Below are 16,835 nucleotides of genomic sequence, written 5' to 3' on the forward strand. Positions count from 1 at the left end.
CGGCACGGCCGGGGATGGCCCCTGGCGACCGACGCGTCCGATGTTCACGCGCGCGTGGACGCGCCCGGCTCAGGCGGTCGACGATCTCCGGAGACGCCCGGGGTGCCGGTGTCGGCCGTGTCGGCCGTGTCGACCGTTTCAGCGGTGTCGGCCGTGTCGACCGTGTCGGCCGTGTCCGCGGCGCGGGCGCCCTCCCGTTGGGCCTTGCGCATCGCCCCGATGACGATGACGACGAAGATCGCGACGGTGAGCCACAGCGAGTACCGGGCGATGACCTCGACGACCTGGACGACCGGCTCGCCGATGCGGTAACCGAGGTAGAGCCACACGGCCTGGACCACGGCGGAGGCCGTGAGGTCGACGGCGAGGAGCTTGCGGAACCGCGTGCCGGAGACACCGAGCACCGCGGCGATGAGTCCTCGGGGGATGGGCAGGACGGGGACGTTCATGAGGATGATGACGAGCGACTCGTACCGTCGTGCCCATTCCCCCGCGCGGGCGGCCGAACGGGCCTTGCGCTTGGAGTCACCGACCATGCTCGTGACGAAGACGTCGCCCCAGAGGCTCCCGGCCCACCACATCAGCAGGTCGAGCTTGATCGCGCTCACCGTCGACAGGACGAACGCGACCACGACGACGGTCATGGAGGTGAGTCCGACGGCGTGCTGCGCGCCGATCGTCACGAGCGCCGAGCGGCTTCCCGAGAGCCCGGCGAGCACGAGGGGGTTGTATCCGAGCAGCGTCGGGCGGGCGAGCATGATGACGATGCCGTACACCGCGCTGAGGGCGATGAGCGCCAGGCAGACGTGGTCGGCGCGGGTGGGGGTGTACTCCTCCGGCCAGAACCCGGCCTGCGCCCCGGCGCTCACCTTCTTGGCCGCTGTCGCGCCCGAGCCCCGCTCACCGGAGGCCGTCTCCGGGGCTCGTTCGGCCGCGATCGGATCGGGACCCGGCTCACGCGATCCGTGGGGCGGGGGCCGCCGGCCGTCGGTGGGGTGCTCGTCACTCACGGTTCCCCAGGGTAGGCCACCGACCGCGGCGACCCCGGCGGCCGAGCGCGGACCCGGGCGGGAGGGGTGACTCGCCCCCGCCGGATGACCGGACCTCCCGGGGACCACCGGACCTCCCTGGAACCACCGGGACGACCGCCGTGATCTCCCGAGATGCCGCGAGGGGCTCCCGGACGAACCGGGAGCCCCTCGGGGAAGTCTGCGGACGGATCAGAGCGGGCGGACGTTGTCGGCCTGCGGACCCTTGGGACCCTGCGTGACCTCGAACTCCACGCGCTGCGCCTCGTCGAGCGAGCGGTATCCGTTGGTCTGGATGGCGGAGTAGTGGACGAACACGTCCGGGCCACCCCCATCCTGCGCGATGAAGCCGAAGCCCTTCTCAGCGTTGAACCACTTGACGGTGCCCTGTGCCATGGGGAAAACAACTCTCTACTGGTGTGGCGATGGACGTCGCACTTCGCGGCGTCCCGGCTGCCGCACGACCCCAACTTCAGCAGGCCACCGGAGAGACCCCGGAGGGTCTTCGAGTGGCGACCGTCGCCGTACTGCGAGGAACTGCACTTGCAACCACAATCACGTTAACACGATGACCCCCTCGTGAGGAGGGACTCCGCCCCACATCCACACACCCGGCCGATTGCCGGACTTTGCCTGGTCAACGCCTGTTTCGGGGGTCGCAACGCCCCGATTCGACGCGCCCGGGCCACCACCCGTTCACGAACTCGCCACCGCGGCGACGACGAGGGGACGCCCCGGCGCGGACACCGCGGTCCGACACCGCTCGCGGACACGGCCTCCGCGGCGCCGTGAGCGCTGCCCGAGGCCGGGCTGAGCGGCGCGATGCGCCGAGGGTGCGCACGGGCGACACCGCGCGGTTCAGGGAGTCGGACGGCAGCCGCACGAGCTGCGGTGGGTGACTTCGCCGCGGAGGCGCAGGGTCTGCGGGGTGGCGTCGGGATCGGCGATACGCCGGGCGAGCAGCTGGACGGCCCGCGCACCCATCGCGAACGTGGGTTGCGCGATCGCGGTGAGACCGGGCGTCGCGAGGTCCCCCCAGGGCGGATCGTCGAAGCAGACGAGGGCGATGTCACGGGGCACCACGCGTCCCGCCTCGCGCAGGGCCCGCAGCACGCCGAGGCTCATCGAGTCGTTGCCGACGAACACCGCGGTGGGGGCGTCCTCGAGCGCGAGGAGGGCCCGCATCGCGCGACGCCCTCCGGAGTCGGTGGAGTCGCCACCGACGACGAGCCGATCGTCGATCGGCAGCCCGGCCGACCGGAGGGCCGCCCTGTAGCCCGAGACGCGTTCGTCGGTCGTCGACAACCCGTCCCGGCCGGAGATGCAGGCGATGCGGCGATGGCCCTTGACCACGAGATGCTCGACGAGCATCGCGGTCGCGCGCTCGTTCTCGACCCCGACCTGGTCGATGGGTTGATGCTGCAGCCGGTCGACGAGGACGCACGGCAGCTGGTGATCCCGCACGACGCGGGACGCGCCGCGGGCCCACCCGGCCGTCGGCGAGACGAGGACGCCACGGACGTGGTGGGCGATGAGGTTGGCGATGACCTCGCGTTCGCGCTCGGGCTCGTCCGAGGTGTCCGACACGAACACCGAGAACCGCTGACGTCGCGCCTCCCCCTCGATGCCCGCGAACAACTCCTGATGGAAGGGGTTGCCGGACAGCGGGATCGCGACTCCGATGGTCGTCGTGTTCCCGGCCGCGAGGGAACGGGCGACGGGCTGATGGGTGAACCCCAACCGATCCATCGCGTCGAGCACCTGACGCCGCGTCACCTCCGCGACGGGGCGGGTGCCGTTGATGACGTGCGAGACCGTGCTGACGGAGACCCCCGCCTCCTTCGCCACCTGCGTCATCGTCACGGCCATGTGTCCATCGTTGCGCAAGACGGGTGGTCCTGACACGTCGGCGCCTCCCCGAATGTCGACCACCCCCGGGACGGGCGGGAGGCGTCGCGCCGACACCACGGCAGGACCGGGGAGGAACTCGACCCGGCGCCCGAGATGGGTACCCTCGGAAGAGTGCCGTCGCCGCGACGACGGCATCTGGAGGGCTCGCATAGTGGCCTAGTGCGGCGGTCTTGAAAACCGCTATGGCGGCAACGTCATCGTGGGTTCGAATCCCACGCCCTCCGCCGAACGGTTCCTGCGACCGACCGCGTTCCTCCCCCATCCGTCACCGAGGCCACGGCCCCGGCGATTGCGGGAACTCCGACCCGTCCTCACTCGTCGCACTGAGGACGCCTCGCGAGTGGCGAACCCGTAGAGTCGCCCCCAGTCGAACGAAAGGGATCACCCCATGAAGCTCAAGCTGACGTTCCTCACCGGTGCCGCCGTCGGTTACGTCCTCGGCACCCGCGCCGGCCGCGACCGTTACGACGAGATGAAGAAGCAGGCCGACGCCCTGTGGCACGACCCGCGCGTCCAGGAGAAGGTCTCCGCCGCGACCGACACGGTCAAGGAGAAGGCCCCCGACGTGGGCGCCAAGATCAGCGCCGCCGCCGAGAACGCCGCCTCCACCGTCAAGGACAAGGTCGGCGACGCGGGCGGGGACGACGGCGCGCTCATCGGTCAGGAGAAGGGCAGCGACTACACGCCCCGCGAGACCAAGGTCCAGTCCACGTGACCGACGCGTTCGAGGACGTCTCCCCCGAGGACGTCGAGCGCCGCGCCGATCTTCTCCCCGAGGAGATCGCCGCCGGCAGCGACGACCCCGAGTCCCAGGCCGAGGCCATCCTCGCCGAGTCGGAGGAGCGCACCGAGAACGAGGCGGTCGGCATCCGCAGCGACAACGTCGCCTCCGACGGCGACTGAACGCGACAGGATCCCCACGCACGACGCAGGCCCCGACCGGTGACAACCGATCGGGGCCTGTGTCGTGCGCGGTACGCCGGGTGTCGGCGTCGGGGTGACCTCAGATCCAGAGGGCGGGGTCGGCGAACATCGCGTCGACCGGGTCCTCCTCGCCGCTCAGCACGCGGGTCTTGGCCGGGATGCCGGTGGCGACGTGGTTGGGGGCGACGTCCTTGACGACGACCGAGTTCGCGCCGATCTGCGAGCCGTCACCGAGGGTGACCGCGCCGAGGATCTTCGCCCCGGCCCCCACGGTGATGCCGTTGCCGAGGGTGGGGTGGCGCTTGCCCTTGTTCAGCGTGCGACCGCCGAGGGTGACGCCCTGGTAGAGCATCACGTCGTCGCCGATCTCGGCGGTCTCACCGATGACGACGCCCATGCCGTGGTCGATGAAGAACCGCCGCCCCACGGTGGCGCCGGGGTGGATCTCCGTGCCCGTGACCGTCCGCGCGACGTTGGAGAGCAGCCGCGCCGGGATGCGCAGCTTCTCCCGCTGCCACATCGAGTGGGCGACCCGGTGCGCCCAGATCGCGTGCAATCCGGGGGACACGAGCGCCATCTGCGCCCGGGAGGTGGCGGCCGGGTCTCGTTCGACCGCGGCGTCGAGGTCCTCGACGACCGCGTCCGCGACGCGACGCCACCACGGGCGCGCGGCGCGATCGGCCTCGAGGACGGAGTCCTCGTGGGTCGTCGTGATGCCCACGCACGCCTTCTCCTCCGGCGTGGCCGGCGTGGAGTCGGAGTCGTCGCGGACCTGGCCGACCAGACGGAGCCTCGGCAGCGCCTGACGTGCCGCGTCGACGACCGAGGAGGCCTGGGAGAGCGTGTTGGTCGACGTCGTCATGGTTTCGTCCTCGCTTGTCGCGTCGATACGGGGATGGGGTGGCTCAGTCCCGCAGGCCGTCGAAGAGCACCGTGGACAGGTAGCGCTCCCCGAAGCTCGGGATGATGACGACGATCGTCTTGCCCTTGTTGGCGGGACGCTGCGCGACCTGCTGGGCCGCGGCGAGCGCGGCGCCGGAGGACAGGCCGACGAGCAGCCCGTCGAGCGTGGCGGCCCTGCGGGCGAAGTCGACGGAGGTGTCGATGTCGACGTCGATGATCTCGTCGTAGATGCCGGTGTCGAGGGTCTCGGGAACGAAGTTGGCGCCGATGCCCTGGATCTTGTGCGGACCGGGCTTGCCGCCGTTGAGGATCGGGGACTCCTTGGGCTCGACGCCGATGAGTGCGACCTCGGGCTTGCGCTCCTTGAGGGTGCGGCCGATGCCGGTGATCGTGCCGCCCGTGCCGATCGCCGAGATGACGATGTCGACCGCGCCGTCGGTGTCCGCCCAGATCTCCTCGGCGGTGGTGGCGGCGTGGATGGCCGGGTTGGCCTCGTTGGCGAACTGGCGGGCGAGGATGCCACCGCGCTCGGCGACGATCTGCTCGGCCTTCTCCACCGCGCCGCGCATGCCCTCGGGCCCGGGGGTGAGGACGAGCTCGGCGCCGAAGGCCCGCAGGAGGGCCTTGCGCTCGGCGCTCATCGTCTCGGGCATGGCGAGGACGACGTCGTACCCGCGGGCCGCACCGACCATCGCGAGGGCGATGCCGGTGTTTCCACTGGTGGCCTCGACGATCGTGCCGCCGGGCTGGAGCTCGCCCGACGCCTCGGCCGCGTCGACGATCGCGACGCCGATACGGTCCTTGACGGAGTTCGCCGGGTTGTAGAACTCGAGCTTGGCCGCCACGGTCGTGGAGGCGTCGACACCCTGCAGGGTCCGGTTGACGCGGACGAGCGGGGTCTTGCCGACGAGCTTGGTGACGTCGTCGTAGATGGGCACGTGGACTGCCTTCCGTCGCGGATGTGTCGGTGTTCGTCAGTGATGTCGGTCGTCAGCGACTCGTTCGTCGGTGACGTCGGGACGAGTGCTCAGGTCGCCGCCCGCGCGGGCGACTCCTCCTCGTCAACGAGCCACAGCTTATCGGTATTCCAATGGCGACTTATACATGTGGGGGGCGGACGACACCCTCCCGGACGGCCTCCCCGGCGATCCACGGTGCGACCAGGGCCGATCCCCCGGGGCGTGAGTCCTGCCACACCATGGTTACCGGCCGGTCACTTAAGGGCCGACGAATGTGCACGTGAAGAGGGGCGCGGGCGTCCCTCCGCTCGCCGCCGTCGTCACGGCCTCGACGCGCCCCCCGAACGGGAGACCCCGGTCACCGCGAGATCGCCATACGACTCCGTATCCTTTGCGCATGTCAGCGCTGCAGATCACGGCGATCGTCCTCTGTCTCATCGTGCCGACGATCGGATGGTGCCTGCTCTTCTGGCGGGTCTACCGGTTCACGGCCCTCTACCGCTCCGGAGCCCCGGACACCACGCGTACGGGCAACCCCGGCGCCCGCACCGCCACCCTGCTCAAGGAGTTCCTCGGCCACACGAGGATGAGCCGGCTCCCCGTGGTCGCGATCGCGCACTGGTTCACCGCGATCGGGTTCCTCGTGCTCTTCAGCACGCTGGTCAACGCGTTCTTCCAGCTCGTCTGGCCCGACTTCCGGCTGCCGATCATCGGGCACTTCCCGCCGTTCGAGTGGCTCGTCGAGCTCCTCGCCTGGGGCTGCCTCATCGGCATCATCGTCCTGGTCTTCATCCGGCAGAAGAACCACCCACGCAACGCCGCCGGTGACCACGGCCGCCGCAGCCGCTTCTTCGGATCCAACTGGTGGCAGGCCTACTTCGTCGAGGGCATCATCCTCGTCGTCTCGATCTGCATCCTGTCGCTGCGGACGCAGGAGGCCGCCCTCCTCAAGTTCACCGAGCCCGAGACCAACCTCGCGCTGCACTTCCCCCTCACCGCGTGGCTGAGCCCCATCTGGGCCCCGCTCAGCCAGGAGTGGCTCGAGGAGTCCATCTACGTCGTCGCCGCGATCAAGATCCTCGTCTCGTTCACGTGGATGATCGTCGTCTCCCTCACCCCGACGATGGGTGTCGCCTGGCACCGGTTCCTCGCGTTCTTCAACATCTGGTTCAAGCGTCACGCCGACGGCCGCACGAGCCTCGGCGAGCTTCAGCCCATGCGTGTCAACGGTGAGGCCGTCACGGCCGAGAACCTCGAGGACATCATGGAGATGGACTCCGAGGACGAGGACGCGATGCCGAAGATGGGCGTCGGCCACGTGCAGGACTACACGTGGAAGCAGCTCCTCGACTTCTCCACCTGCACCGAGTGCGGCCGCTGCCAGAGCCAGTGCCCGGCGTGGAACACCGACAAGCCGCTGTCACCCAAGATGCTCGTGATGACGATGCGGGACCACTCCGCCGAGATGGCCCCGTGGCTGCAGGCGAGCGCGGAGGAGCGCGCCGGCACCCCCGAGCACGTCCGCAAGCTCGCCACCGTGCCCCTCGTCGGCGACACCGGCTACGACGCCGAACACCCCCTCACCGCCTACGACGCCCTCGGCCCGGACGCGATCATCGACTCCGACGTCCTCTGGTCGTGCACGACGTGTGGGGCGTGCGTCGAGCAGTGCCCCGTCGACATCGAGCACGTCGACGCGATCGTCGACATGCGTCGTCACCAGGTGCTCATCGAGTCGGCGTTCCCGGCCGAGTTCGGTGGCCTGTTCAAGAACCTCGAGTCCAAGCAGAACCCGTGGGGCATGGCCCCCAAGATGCGCCTGGACTGGGCCAAGGGCCTCGAGTTCGACGTCCCGGTCGTGGGCGCCGACGTCGAGGACCTCTCCGGCGTCGACTACCTGTTCTGGGTGGGCTGCGCGGGCGCCTTCGAGGACCGTGCGAAGAAGACCACGCGTGCGGTCGCCGAGCTGCTCCACGAGGCCGACGTGAGCTTCGCCGTCCTCGGCGACGCGGAGGCCTGCACCGGTGACGCCGCCCGTCGCGCGGGCAACGAGATCCTCTACCAGATGCTCGCGGCGCAGAACGTCGAGATGCTGGGCGAGGTCGGCGCGAAGAAGATCGTCGTCACGTGCGCGCACTGCTTCAACACCCTGCGCAACGAGTACCCGCAGAACGGTGGGCAGTACGAGGTCGTCCACCACACGCAGCTGCTCAACCGCCTCGTGCGGGAGAAGCGCCTCGTGCCCGTGGCTCGGCCCGAAGAACACCCGGGTCTGTCCTCGGCCAAGAAGGTCGCCTCGACGGCATCGACGGTCACCTACCACGACCCCTGCTACCTCGGACGTCACAACAACGTCTACGCCCCGCCGCGTGAACTCATCGGTGCCCTCCCGGGCGTCGAGCTGCGGGAGATGCCGCGTCACGGCATGAAGTCGTTCTGCTGCGGCGCCGGTGGTGCGCGGATGTGGGCCGAGGAGAACCTCGGCACCCGCGTCAACCTCAACCGCACCGCCGAGGCCGTCGAGACCGGTGCCGACCGCATCGCCATCGGCTGCCCGTTCTGCCGCGTCATGCTCACCGACGGGCTCACCGCGATGCAGTCCGAGGGCTCGGCCCGCGAAGAGGTCGAGGTCGTCGACGTCGCCCAGATGCTCCTCGCCGCGGTGCGCCGGGGCGAGCAGGCCACCGACGCCCCCGACCCGGAGGTCGACGTCGACTCCGCCGGGCAGACCGGCGCCGCGGGTGCCGACGCGCCTGCCGAGGTCGAGGCCGAGGCTCGCGACGAGGCCGCCGAGGGCGGTTCCGGCGAGTTCGAGACCGACGACGCGACGGCTCACGCCGCAGCCGAGGCGCGTGCCGAGCAGGGTGCCGAGCAGGCACCGGCGCAGGGCGAGGCTCCGGCCAAGCCGGCGGGCGGCAAGATGTCCGCCGCCGACGCGCTTGCGATGATGCAGGCCCAGGGCGGCCAGGGCGATGACGCCGCCCCGGCGGCCGGGGCGGCACCCGCGACGCAGGCGGCACCTGCTCAGGAACAGAGCCCCGCCAAGCCCGCGGGCGGCAAGATGTCGGCGGCCGACGCACTCGCGATGATGCAGGCTCAGGCGGCCGGACAGTCCGGCGAGTCTGCAGCCGAGCCGGCTCCGGCGCCCCAGGGCGCTCCCGCCCAGGGTGCGCCCGCGCAGCCCGCCGCTCAGAAGCCGGCCGAGATGCCCAAGGGCAAGATGTCGGCGGCCGACGCGCTGGCCATGATGCAGGCCTCGGCTCCGGCCTCGGACGCGACCGAGGCGCCCGACGCCGAGGCACCGGCGGCGGACACGGCGCCGACGGTGCAGACCGGGTCGGCTCCGGCCGGCGCCCCTGAGGCGAAGGCCGCTCCGGCGACGATGCCCTCGGGCAAGATGTCCGCGGCCGACGCCCTCGCGATGATGCAGGCACAGGCGGCCTCCGCTCCCGCGGCCGACGAGACCCCGGCCGCGGCCGAGTCCCCCGCGGCGCAGGCGCCGGAGGCGCAGGCGCCGTCGGCGGAGGCGCCGCCGGTGCAGGCCCCGGCTCCTGCGGAGGAGGCCCCTGCAGAGGCCGACACGGCACCCGCACCCGCGGCCGAGACGCCGAATGCTCCGGCCTCGTCCGCACCGGCGTCCGCGGCTCCGGCGCGCAAGGTCGAGTTGCCCTCGGGTCGCATGTCGGCCTCCGACGCCCTCGCGATGCTGAGCGGCGCCGGGGCCGCATCGGCCGGCCAGTCGCAGACGGCCGACACGTACGAGGCTCCGGTGGCGCAGGCGCAGACCCCCGCGCCGGCACCCGCCGCCCCCGTCGACGAGCAGCCTCAGGCGGAGGCCACCCCGGCCGCGGCGGAGCCGTCGACGGTGTCGGAGTCCGCACCCGAGCCGGTTGCGCAGTCCCCCTCGGCGCCGACGACGGAGGAGCCGAGCACGTCCGAGCCCGTGACGCCGGAGGCCGACCCGACTCGCGGTGAGTCGCAGGGGAACGAGTCGGAGGCCCCGGCCCCCGACGACACCGCGGCCACGGTCACCACGCCGGACACCCCGGCGCCTGCCACGCCGACGCCGACGGAGGCCCCCGCTGCCGCAGCCGGCCCGCGACCCGGCTCGGGCGCCTGGCAGAAACTCGTGGACGCGGCGGACGGCAAGCCGATCGCCGCATCGGAGGCGCTGAAGATCCTCGGCGGTCAGTGACCCTCGACGCGTGAGCACACCGACGACGCCGCCCCCGGGAATCTCCCGGGGGCGGCGTCGTTCGCCGTCGGAGAGCGCTCGTGAGTTCACGCCCGGACGCGGTCCGACGAACCGATCGGGAGGACGCGAGGTTCGTCGGTGCGGGCGACCAGGACCCTACGGCTTCGCGACGGAGGTCCCGGCGACGGGTTGACGGCCCGTCGTGGCCCATCACGATCGCGGCCGTCGTGCTCGGCGTGGAGGAAGGGCGAGGCCGAGGCCCGTGACGCCTTGGCCCCTCACACCCCCTGGTGGTGGAGGCGGCGGCGTCCGACCGCGTGGCGAACCCCGCCCGCGGGGCCCGTGCGGAGGCCGGTCACGACCTCGCCAGGCGCACGCGCGCGAGGCACACCGAACGGGCCCGGCGCCCGGGGCGCGTCACCACCGACACCGTCGGTGGATCCCACGGGAGGGAAGACCCCCGAGGACGGACATCCACCCGAGGAACAGCCGCGCGGAGGTGCAGGGTGTGGACATGGACATCGTTCGTTCGATCCTGCTGTTCGTCCTCGCGGCCCTCACGGAGATCGGCGGGGCATGGCTGGTGTGGCAGGGGGTGCGGGAGCAGCGCGGTGGACTGTACGTCGGCGCAGGGCTGATCGCCCTGGGCCTGTACGGATTCGTGGCCACGTGGCAACCCGAGGCGCACTTCGGGCGGATCCTCGCCGCGTACGGCGGCGTGTTCGTCGCCGGTTCGCTGGCCTGGGGCATGGCCCTCGACGGTTTCCGACCCGACCGCTACGACGTCGCCGGCGCCGCGATCTGCCTCGTCGGGGTCGCCGTCATCATGTACGCCCCCCGCGCGGCGTGAGCGGGGGGCGGTCGCTCCTTCGCCCAGGCGCCTCATCGCTGCGGACGGAAGCCGAGGATCTCGGCGCCCAGCCACCGGAGGGCGTCGGGCAGCCTGGCCTGCCACACGCTCCAGCGGTGCCCGGAGTCCGGTTCCACGACCGTCGTGAGCGACGTCGGCGGACGCACGGCCTGCTCGAGGGCCTGGATCTGGGACCAGTACGGGCTCTGCCTGCCGGCCTGCACCCACAGCGCGACGGAGGGGGTGTGCTTCCGCACGGCGGCGACGAGGTCGTATCGTCCCGCGGCGGGCGAGCCGGCCGGGAGGACGGGCGGGCCGTCCGCGAAGTCCGGCCGGACGTATCCGCCCATGACGATCGCCGCACCGAAGGTCTCGGGGTGCAGGATCCCGGCGACGGCCGAGCAGTAGGCGCCGGCGGAGTAGCCGATCGTCGCCCACGCGGAGCGATCCTCGATCGTGCGCAGACGGGCCTTCGCGAACCGGGGCACGTCCTCGGTCAGCCAGGTCTCCAGCTGCGGGGTGCCGGCCGGTCCGTCCATGCACTCCCCGTCGCGCGACAGCGGCGAGTTGATCTGCGGGACGACGACGATGGTCTTGGCGAGACGGTTCGCGGCGACCTGCTCGTCGATCGCCTGCCCGACGCGCATCGTCTTCGTCCACCCGCTCGGCGCGCCCGGGTACCCGTGGTAGGCGATGAGGACGGGGTATCGCCGCGTCGGTGACGTCGCGTAGGAGGCCGGCAGGGTCACCGGCACCGGCAGGGTCAGATGACTCGCGTCGCCCGTGACGGTGAACTCCTGCCTCCGCGTTCCCGGTGAGGGCAGCGGCGGCCGCTCGGTCGATGCGTGGGTCGTGGTGGCGTCCTGGGACCGGCCGGGCGCCGCAGCCGCGGCCGCCGCCGCGTCGCCCTCCGTGCTCACCTGCGCCTGGGCCTGCGCGCCTGCGAGGTCCTCCCACGAGACGTACCAGCCGTTGTCGCCGTTGAGCTGCAGGCCCACCCCGACGAGGAGCCCCACCGCGGTGAGGAGCACGAGCGCCGCCCGGGCGAGGACCCCGACGACGAACAGTCCCCCGGTGACGATCCACGCCGTCACCAGCGTGGTCATGTCGGTCAACCCCACGACGTCTCCGATCACCGCCGGCCCATGCGGGCCGCCGGTCCCCCGACCGGCGCGCCAACGGTAGACCCGGCGACTGTGGCCGTGCTGAGGATCCGCTCCGACCCCGCCGCACACGTCGCCCCCCCCCCGCAGCCGCCCCGGTGCGCATGTGCGTCTCACCCCCGGCGCCCCACGCGCGCCCCGACGCACGTGGGCCTCACCGGTCGATCAGGTCTCCTCCCCGGCGAACTGGGCCGCCTGGAGCCGTGCATAGGCGCCGTCGGCGGCGACGAGCTGGTCATGGCTGCCCTGCTCGACGATGCGGCCGTTCTCCATGACGAGGATGAGGTCGGCGTCGCGGATCGTGGAGAGCCGGTGGGCGATGACGAAGCTGGTGCGATCACTGCGCAGGGCGGCCATGGCCTGTTGGAGGAGCAGTTCGGTGCGGGTGTCGACGCTCGAGGTGGCCTCGTCGAGGATGAGGAGGCTCGGCTGTGCGAGGAATGCCCGCGCGATCGTGATGAGCTGCCGCTCCCCCGCGCTGATACTGCTGCCGTCGTCGTCGAGCACGGTGTCGTACCCGTCGGGGAGGTGTTGGACGAACCGGTCGACGTACGTGGCCTCGGCGGCGGCACGGATCTCGTCGTCGGTGGCACCGGGCCGGCCGTAGGCGATGTTGTCGCGGATCGTGCCCCTGAACAGCCACGTGTCCTGGAGCACCATGCCGATCTGGCTGCGGAGCTGCTCCCGGGACATGTCGGTGATGTCGACACCGTCGAGGGTGATGCGGCCTCCGTCGAGTTCGTAGAACCGCATGACGAGGTTGACGAGTGTCGTCTTGCCCGCGCCGGTGGGTCCGACGATGGCGACGGTCTGGCCCGGTTCGGCGATGAGGTCGAGGTGCTCGATGAGCGGGCGCTCCGGGTCGTAGGAGAACGAGACGTCGTCGAACGCGATGCGCCCCCGTGCCCGCTGCGGGAGGTCGGGGTGCTCCCGGTCGAGCTCCTGTTCCGGTGCGTCGAGCAGTTCGAAGACCCGCTCGGCCGAGGCGACGCCCGACTGCAGGAGGTTCGCCATCGAGGCGACCTGCGCGAGTGGCTGGGTGAACTGCCGCGAGTACTGGATGAACGCCTGCACGTCGCCGAGGCTCATCTGACCGGAGGCGACCTTGAGTCCGCCCACGACGGCGACGAACACGTACGTGAGGTTTCCCACGAACATCATCACCGGCATCATGAGACCGGAGACGAACTGGGCCCCGAACGTCGCCTCGAACAGCTCGTCGTTGGTCCGCATCGCCTGGGCGACGGCCTCCTTGCGGCGACCGAAGACGGTGACGAGCTCGTGGCCGGTGAAGGCCTCCTCGATCTGCCCGTTGAACACACCCGTGCGGTTCCACTGGCGCACGAACAGCTTCTGGCTGCGCTTGCCGATGACCGCGGTGGCGACCGCCGACATCGGGATCGCGACGAGGGCGATGAGCGTGAGCGTCGGGCTGATCCACAGCATGATCGCGAGGATGCCGACGACCGTGACGAGCGAGTTGAGCAGCTGCCCGAAGGTCTGCTGCAGACTCTGCCCGAGGTTGTCGATGTCGTTGGTGACGCGGCTGAGGAGTTCGCCGCGGGGTTGGGCGTCGACGTGGCGCAGCGGCAGACGGTGGAGCTTGTCCTCGACGTCGCTGCGCAGACGCCGCATCGTCACCATCGAGACCTCGTTGACGATCCGCCCCGAGCCCCACATGAGCAGCGAGGACACGAGGTACAACGCGAGGACGACGAGCAGCACCCGGCCGATCTCGTCGAACTGCACCCCGCGCCCCGGCACGACGTCCATCGCGGCGAGCATCTGGGCAAGGTTGGTCTCGCCCCTGGCCTGCAGCCCGGCGACGACCTGCTCCTTGGTCGTGCCGGCCGGGAGGTTGGCGCCGATGACCCCGGCGAACAGCAGGTCGGTGGCGCGGCCGAGGACCTTGGGGCCGAGCACGGACAGGGAGACGCTGAGGACCGTGAGGGCCACCGCGGCGATCACCTGCAGGCGCACGGGTGCGAGCCGGCCGAGCAGGCGACGCCCGGAACCGAAGAAGTCCAACGACTTCTCTGCCGGCATCCCCATGCCACCGTGCCCATGACCACCACCACCCCGCCGTCGTGCGGCCTTGGCGACCTCGGCGGTCTCGCGTTGCTCGTCGCGGGGGTCGTCGGCGACGCCCGTCCGTGTGGAGGCGCTCATGCCCCGGCCTCCTCACCGGCGCGGGAGCCGGCCTGCGGCGCGACCGCGCGTGGCAGGTCCTCGAGGTCGGAGGCGCGCAGCTGGGAGGCGACGATCTCCTGATAGGTCTCGCAGGTGTCGAGCAGCTGCTCGTGCGTCCCCCTGCCCACGACGCGACCGGCGTCGAGGACCACGATCTGGTCGGCGTCGACGATGGTGGCGACCCGTTGCGCGACGATGATGACCGTCGCGTCGGCGACGACCGGCTGCAGCGCCGCGCGTAGCCGGGCGTCGGTGGCGACGTCGAGGGCCGAGAAGGAGTCGTCGAAGAGGTACAACTCGGGGCGCGCGACGAGCGCCCGTGCGATGCAGAGCCGCTGCCGCTGACCGCCGGAGACGTTGGCGCCGCCCTGGGTGATCGGGTGGTCGAGGCCGTCGTCGTAGGACCTCACGAACCCCTCGGCCTGCGCGACCCTCAGCGCCTCCCACAGCTCCGCGTCGGTGGCCTCGGGCCGACCGAAACGGAGGTTGCTCGCGACCGTGCCGCTGAACAGGTACGGCTTCTGCGGGACGAGCCCGACCCGCGTCCACAGCTGTTCGGGGTCAATGTCGCGGACGTCGACCCCGTCGAGGCGAACCCGGCCCCCGGTCGCATCGAACAGACGTGGGAGGAGTTTGAGGAGGGTGGTCTTGCCCGAGCCGGTGCTGCCGATGACCGCCGTCGTGGTGCCGGGGTGGGCGACGAACGACACCTCGTCGAGCACCGGAGCCTCGGCACCGGGGTAGGTGAACGAGACCTCCTCGAGCCGGACCTCCCCGTGCAGGTCGGAGAGCGGCACGGGGTTCGCCGGGGTGACGACGCTGGAACGCTCCTCGAGGACCTCACCGATGCGCTCGGCCGAGACCGCCGCCCGCGGGATCATCGTCGCGACCATCGTCGCCATCATCACGCTCATGAGGATCTGGATGAGGTAGGTGAGGTAGGCGAACAGCGACCCGATCTGCATGTCACCCGCGGCGACGCGGTGCCCGCCGAACCAGATGACCGCGACGGTGGAGCAGTTGAGCACGGCCATGACGATCGGGAACATCATGACCATGAGCCGACCGACGGCCAACGTCGTGGCCGTGAGGTCGTCGTTCGCGAGGGCGAAACGGTCGCGCTCGGCGCGCTCGCGAGTGAACGCACGTACCACCCGGAGGCCCGAGATCTGCTCGCGCATCACCCTGTTCACCGTGTCGATGCGGGTCTGCTGCTGACGGAACAGCGGCACCATCTGCCGGATGATGAGCAGGACCGAGACGAGCAGCACCGGCACCGCGACCGCGACGAGCCAGGACAGCCCCACATCCTCCCGCAGGGCCATGAGCACGCCGCCCACCATCATGATGGGCGCGCTGACGAGCATGATGCAGCCCATGACGACGAGCTGCTGGACCTGCTGCACGTCGTTCGTGTTCCGGGTGATGAGCGAGGGCGCGCCGAACCGGGCGACCTCGCGCGCGGAGAAGCTCATGACCCGGTCGAGCAGATCGGCCCGCACGTCGCGCCCGAGGCTCATCGCCGCCTTGGCCCCCGCCCAGACGGCCGCCACCGAGCAGACGATCTGCACCATCGAGGCTCCCAGCATCACCCAGGACACGTCCCAGATGTGCCCGACGTCGCCCTTGGCGACCCCGTTGTCGATGATGTCGGCGTTGAGCGAGGGCAGCCACAGCGCGGCGAACGTCGAGCCGAGCTGCATGATGAGCACGATCGCCAGGAGCCCGACGTACGGACTCAGATAGCGACGGAGAAGTCGGATGAGCACAGGACCATCATGAACCCGGCCACCGACAACCGTTCACCCGAGAATGCGGCTCACCCCTGCAGTGCGCGGGCGAGGAACGGCTCGAGCTCGGCGAACGCGCGCTCGGCGCCCGCCTCCTGATAGGAGGAGGTGTCCGACATCGTGAACCCGTGGGGCGCGTTCGGGTAGATCGCGCTGGTGGCCGACAGGCCGGCGGCCTCCAGGCTCTGCTCCAGCTCCGCGATGGCCTCGGCGTCGTTGAGGGCGTCCTGATCGGCGTGACCGAAGAGGTAGGCCGCCCTCGTCCGCGGGAGGAGCAGGTGCGGGGAGTCCTCCGCCCCCTCCTCGACGAGCTTCGCGCCATGGAACCCGGCGACCGCGGCGACATCCTCGGGTCGCAGGGCGGCGGCGCGGATCGCGAGGCGCGCCCCCATGCAGAAACCCACCGCCCCGACCGGCGTGCTCGCGTGCCGGGCGAGCTCGTCGAGCCACACGGCCGTGTCCGGGTTCGACAGCTCCGGTGTGTAGCGCGCGACCCGCGGCCCGCTGATCTTCCCGAACTCGGCACGCTGGTCGGGATCGGTGAGGTCGAGGCCGGGCGCGAGGTCCTCGACCGTCCCCTCCCGGTAGAAGACGTGGGGCAGGAGCACGACGTACCCCCACGAGGCGATGCGGTCGGCCATCTGCTTCGTGCGATCCCGCACGCCGATCGCGTCCATGAACATGAGGACGCCCGGACGCCGTCGGTCGTCGGGGCGGGTGAGGTAGGCCTGCGCCTGCCCGGCGTCGGTCGTGATCGTCAGCATCTCGTTCATACCCCCTGCCTACGACACCACGGCGGCGCATGCAAGGGGGCCACCCGCCGCCCCCCACGGCGAGCACACGCACGGGTCGCGTGCCTCCGCCGCAGGCACCGGGGCGGTGTCGCGACCTCATCCCTCATGGACGCGGGGGACTCGGTGTG

At 71.2% G+C, this 16,835-nt stretch carries 13 protein-coding genes and 1 tRNA gene; 5 read left to right on the forward strand and 9 right to left on the reverse strand.

What is annotated here, in order from left to right; genetic code table 11:
* Positions 1-44: 44 nt before the first annotated feature.
* The 3 genes from RT054_RS13370 to RT054_RS13380 form a co-directional block, all read right to left on the reverse strand.
* Positions 45-1,010, reverse strand: coding sequence for a VTT domain-containing protein (locus tag RT054_RS13370; protein WP_313024426.1), 966 nt, complete (start codon positions 1,008-1,010; stop codon positions 45-47).
* A gap of 210 nt (positions 1,011-1,220) precedes the next feature.
* Positions 1,221-1,424 carry a cold-shock protein gene (locus RT054_RS13375; protein ID WP_040159283.1) on the reverse strand — a complete coding sequence of 68 codons (204 nt, stop codon included), beginning with the start codon at positions 1,422-1,424 and terminating at the stop codon, positions 1,221-1,223.
* A gap of 462 nt (positions 1,425-1,886) precedes the next feature.
* A complete protein-coding gene (locus RT054_RS13380) occupies positions 1,887-2,897 on the reverse strand; it encodes a LacI family DNA-binding transcriptional regulator (RefSeq protein ID WP_312717880.1) in 1,011 nt (336 codons plus the stop codon).
* Between the two features lie 179 nt (positions 2,898-3,076).
* Between RT054_RS13380 and RT054_RS13385 the strand changes: the two genes are divergently transcribed.
* From RT054_RS13385 to RT054_RS13395, 3 genes are all read left to right on the forward strand, one after another.
* Positions 3,077-3,163, forward strand: a tRNA-Ser gene (locus RT054_RS13385).
* Between the two features lie 164 nt (positions 3,164-3,327).
* Entirely contained in the window at positions 3,328-3,654 is a 327-nt protein-coding gene (locus tag RT054_RS13390) for a YtxH domain-containing protein (protein WP_312717882.1), read from the forward strand.
* A complete protein-coding gene (locus RT054_RS13395) occupies positions 3,651-3,842 on the forward strand; it encodes a hypothetical protein (protein ID WP_312717884.1) in 192 nt (63 codons plus the stop codon). The genes RT054_RS13390 and RT054_RS13395 overlap by 4 nt, the downstream gene beginning before the upstream one ends.
* A gap of 100 nt (positions 3,843-3,942) precedes the next feature.
* Here the strand turns inward: RT054_RS13395 and epsC are convergent, their stop codons facing one another.
* Both epsC and cysK read right to left on the reverse strand, forming a co-directional pair.
* Entirely contained in the window at positions 3,943-4,725 is a 783-nt protein-coding gene (epsC, locus tag RT054_RS13400; RefSeq protein WP_312717886.1) for a serine O-acetyltransferase EpsC, read from the reverse strand.
* 43 nt (positions 4,726-4,768) lie between these two features.
* Positions 4,769-5,704, reverse strand: coding sequence for a cysteine synthase A (gene cysK / locus RT054_RS13405; protein ID WP_312717887.1), 936 nt, complete (start codon positions 5,702-5,704; stop codon positions 4,769-4,771).
* 418 nt (positions 5,705-6,122) lie between these two features.
* On the opposite strand from cysK, the gene RT054_RS13410 reads away from it, so the two are divergent.
* Together RT054_RS13410 and RT054_RS13415 are read left to right on the forward strand one after the other, a co-directional pair.
* The gene (locus RT054_RS13410; protein ID WP_313024436.1) at positions 6,123-9,920 is read left to right on the forward strand and encodes a (Fe-S)-binding protein; all 3,798 of its coding nucleotides are present in this window, start codon (positions 6,123-6,125) and stop codon (positions 9,918-9,920) included.
* A 514-nt stretch (positions 9,921-10,434) separates the two neighbouring features.
* Entirely contained in the window at positions 10,435-10,770 is a 336-nt protein-coding gene (locus RT054_RS13415) for a YnfA family protein (protein WP_312717890.1), read from the forward strand.
* 32 nt (positions 10,771-10,802) lie between these two features.
* Here the strand turns inward: RT054_RS13415 and RT054_RS13420 are convergent, their stop codons facing one another.
* From RT054_RS13420 to RT054_RS13435, 4 genes are all read right to left on the reverse strand, one after another.
* Positions 10,803-11,876, reverse strand: a complete 1,074-nt coding sequence (locus tag RT054_RS13420; protein WP_313024440.1) for an alpha/beta hydrolase-fold protein — start codon at positions 11,874-11,876, stop codon at positions 10,803-10,805.
* A 222-nt stretch (positions 11,877-12,098) separates the two neighbouring features.
* Positions 12,099-14,102 (reverse strand): ABC transporter ATP-binding protein, encoded by a 2,004-nt coding sequence (locus RT054_RS13425; protein ID WP_396837304.1) that lies wholly within the window; start codon positions 14,100-14,102, stop codon positions 12,099-12,101.
* Positions 14,099-15,892: an ABC transporter ATP-binding protein gene (locus tag RT054_RS13430; RefSeq protein ID WP_313024443.1), complete on the reverse strand. Its 1,794-nt coding sequence runs from the start codon at positions 15,890-15,892 to the stop codon at positions 14,099-14,101. The genes RT054_RS13425 and RT054_RS13430 overlap by 4 nt, the downstream gene beginning before the upstream one ends.
* A 50-nt stretch (positions 15,893-15,942) precedes the next feature.
* Entirely contained in the window at positions 15,943-16,686 is a 744-nt protein-coding gene (locus RT054_RS13435; RefSeq protein ID WP_313024446.1) for a dienelactone hydrolase family protein, read from the reverse strand.
* Positions 16,687-16,835 lie beyond the last annotated feature (149 nt).

It is taken from the genome of Mobilicoccus sp., from assembly GCF_032060985.1.
Lineage (GTDB): Bacteria > Actinomycetota > Actinomycetes > Actinomycetales > Dermatophilaceae > Mobilicoccus.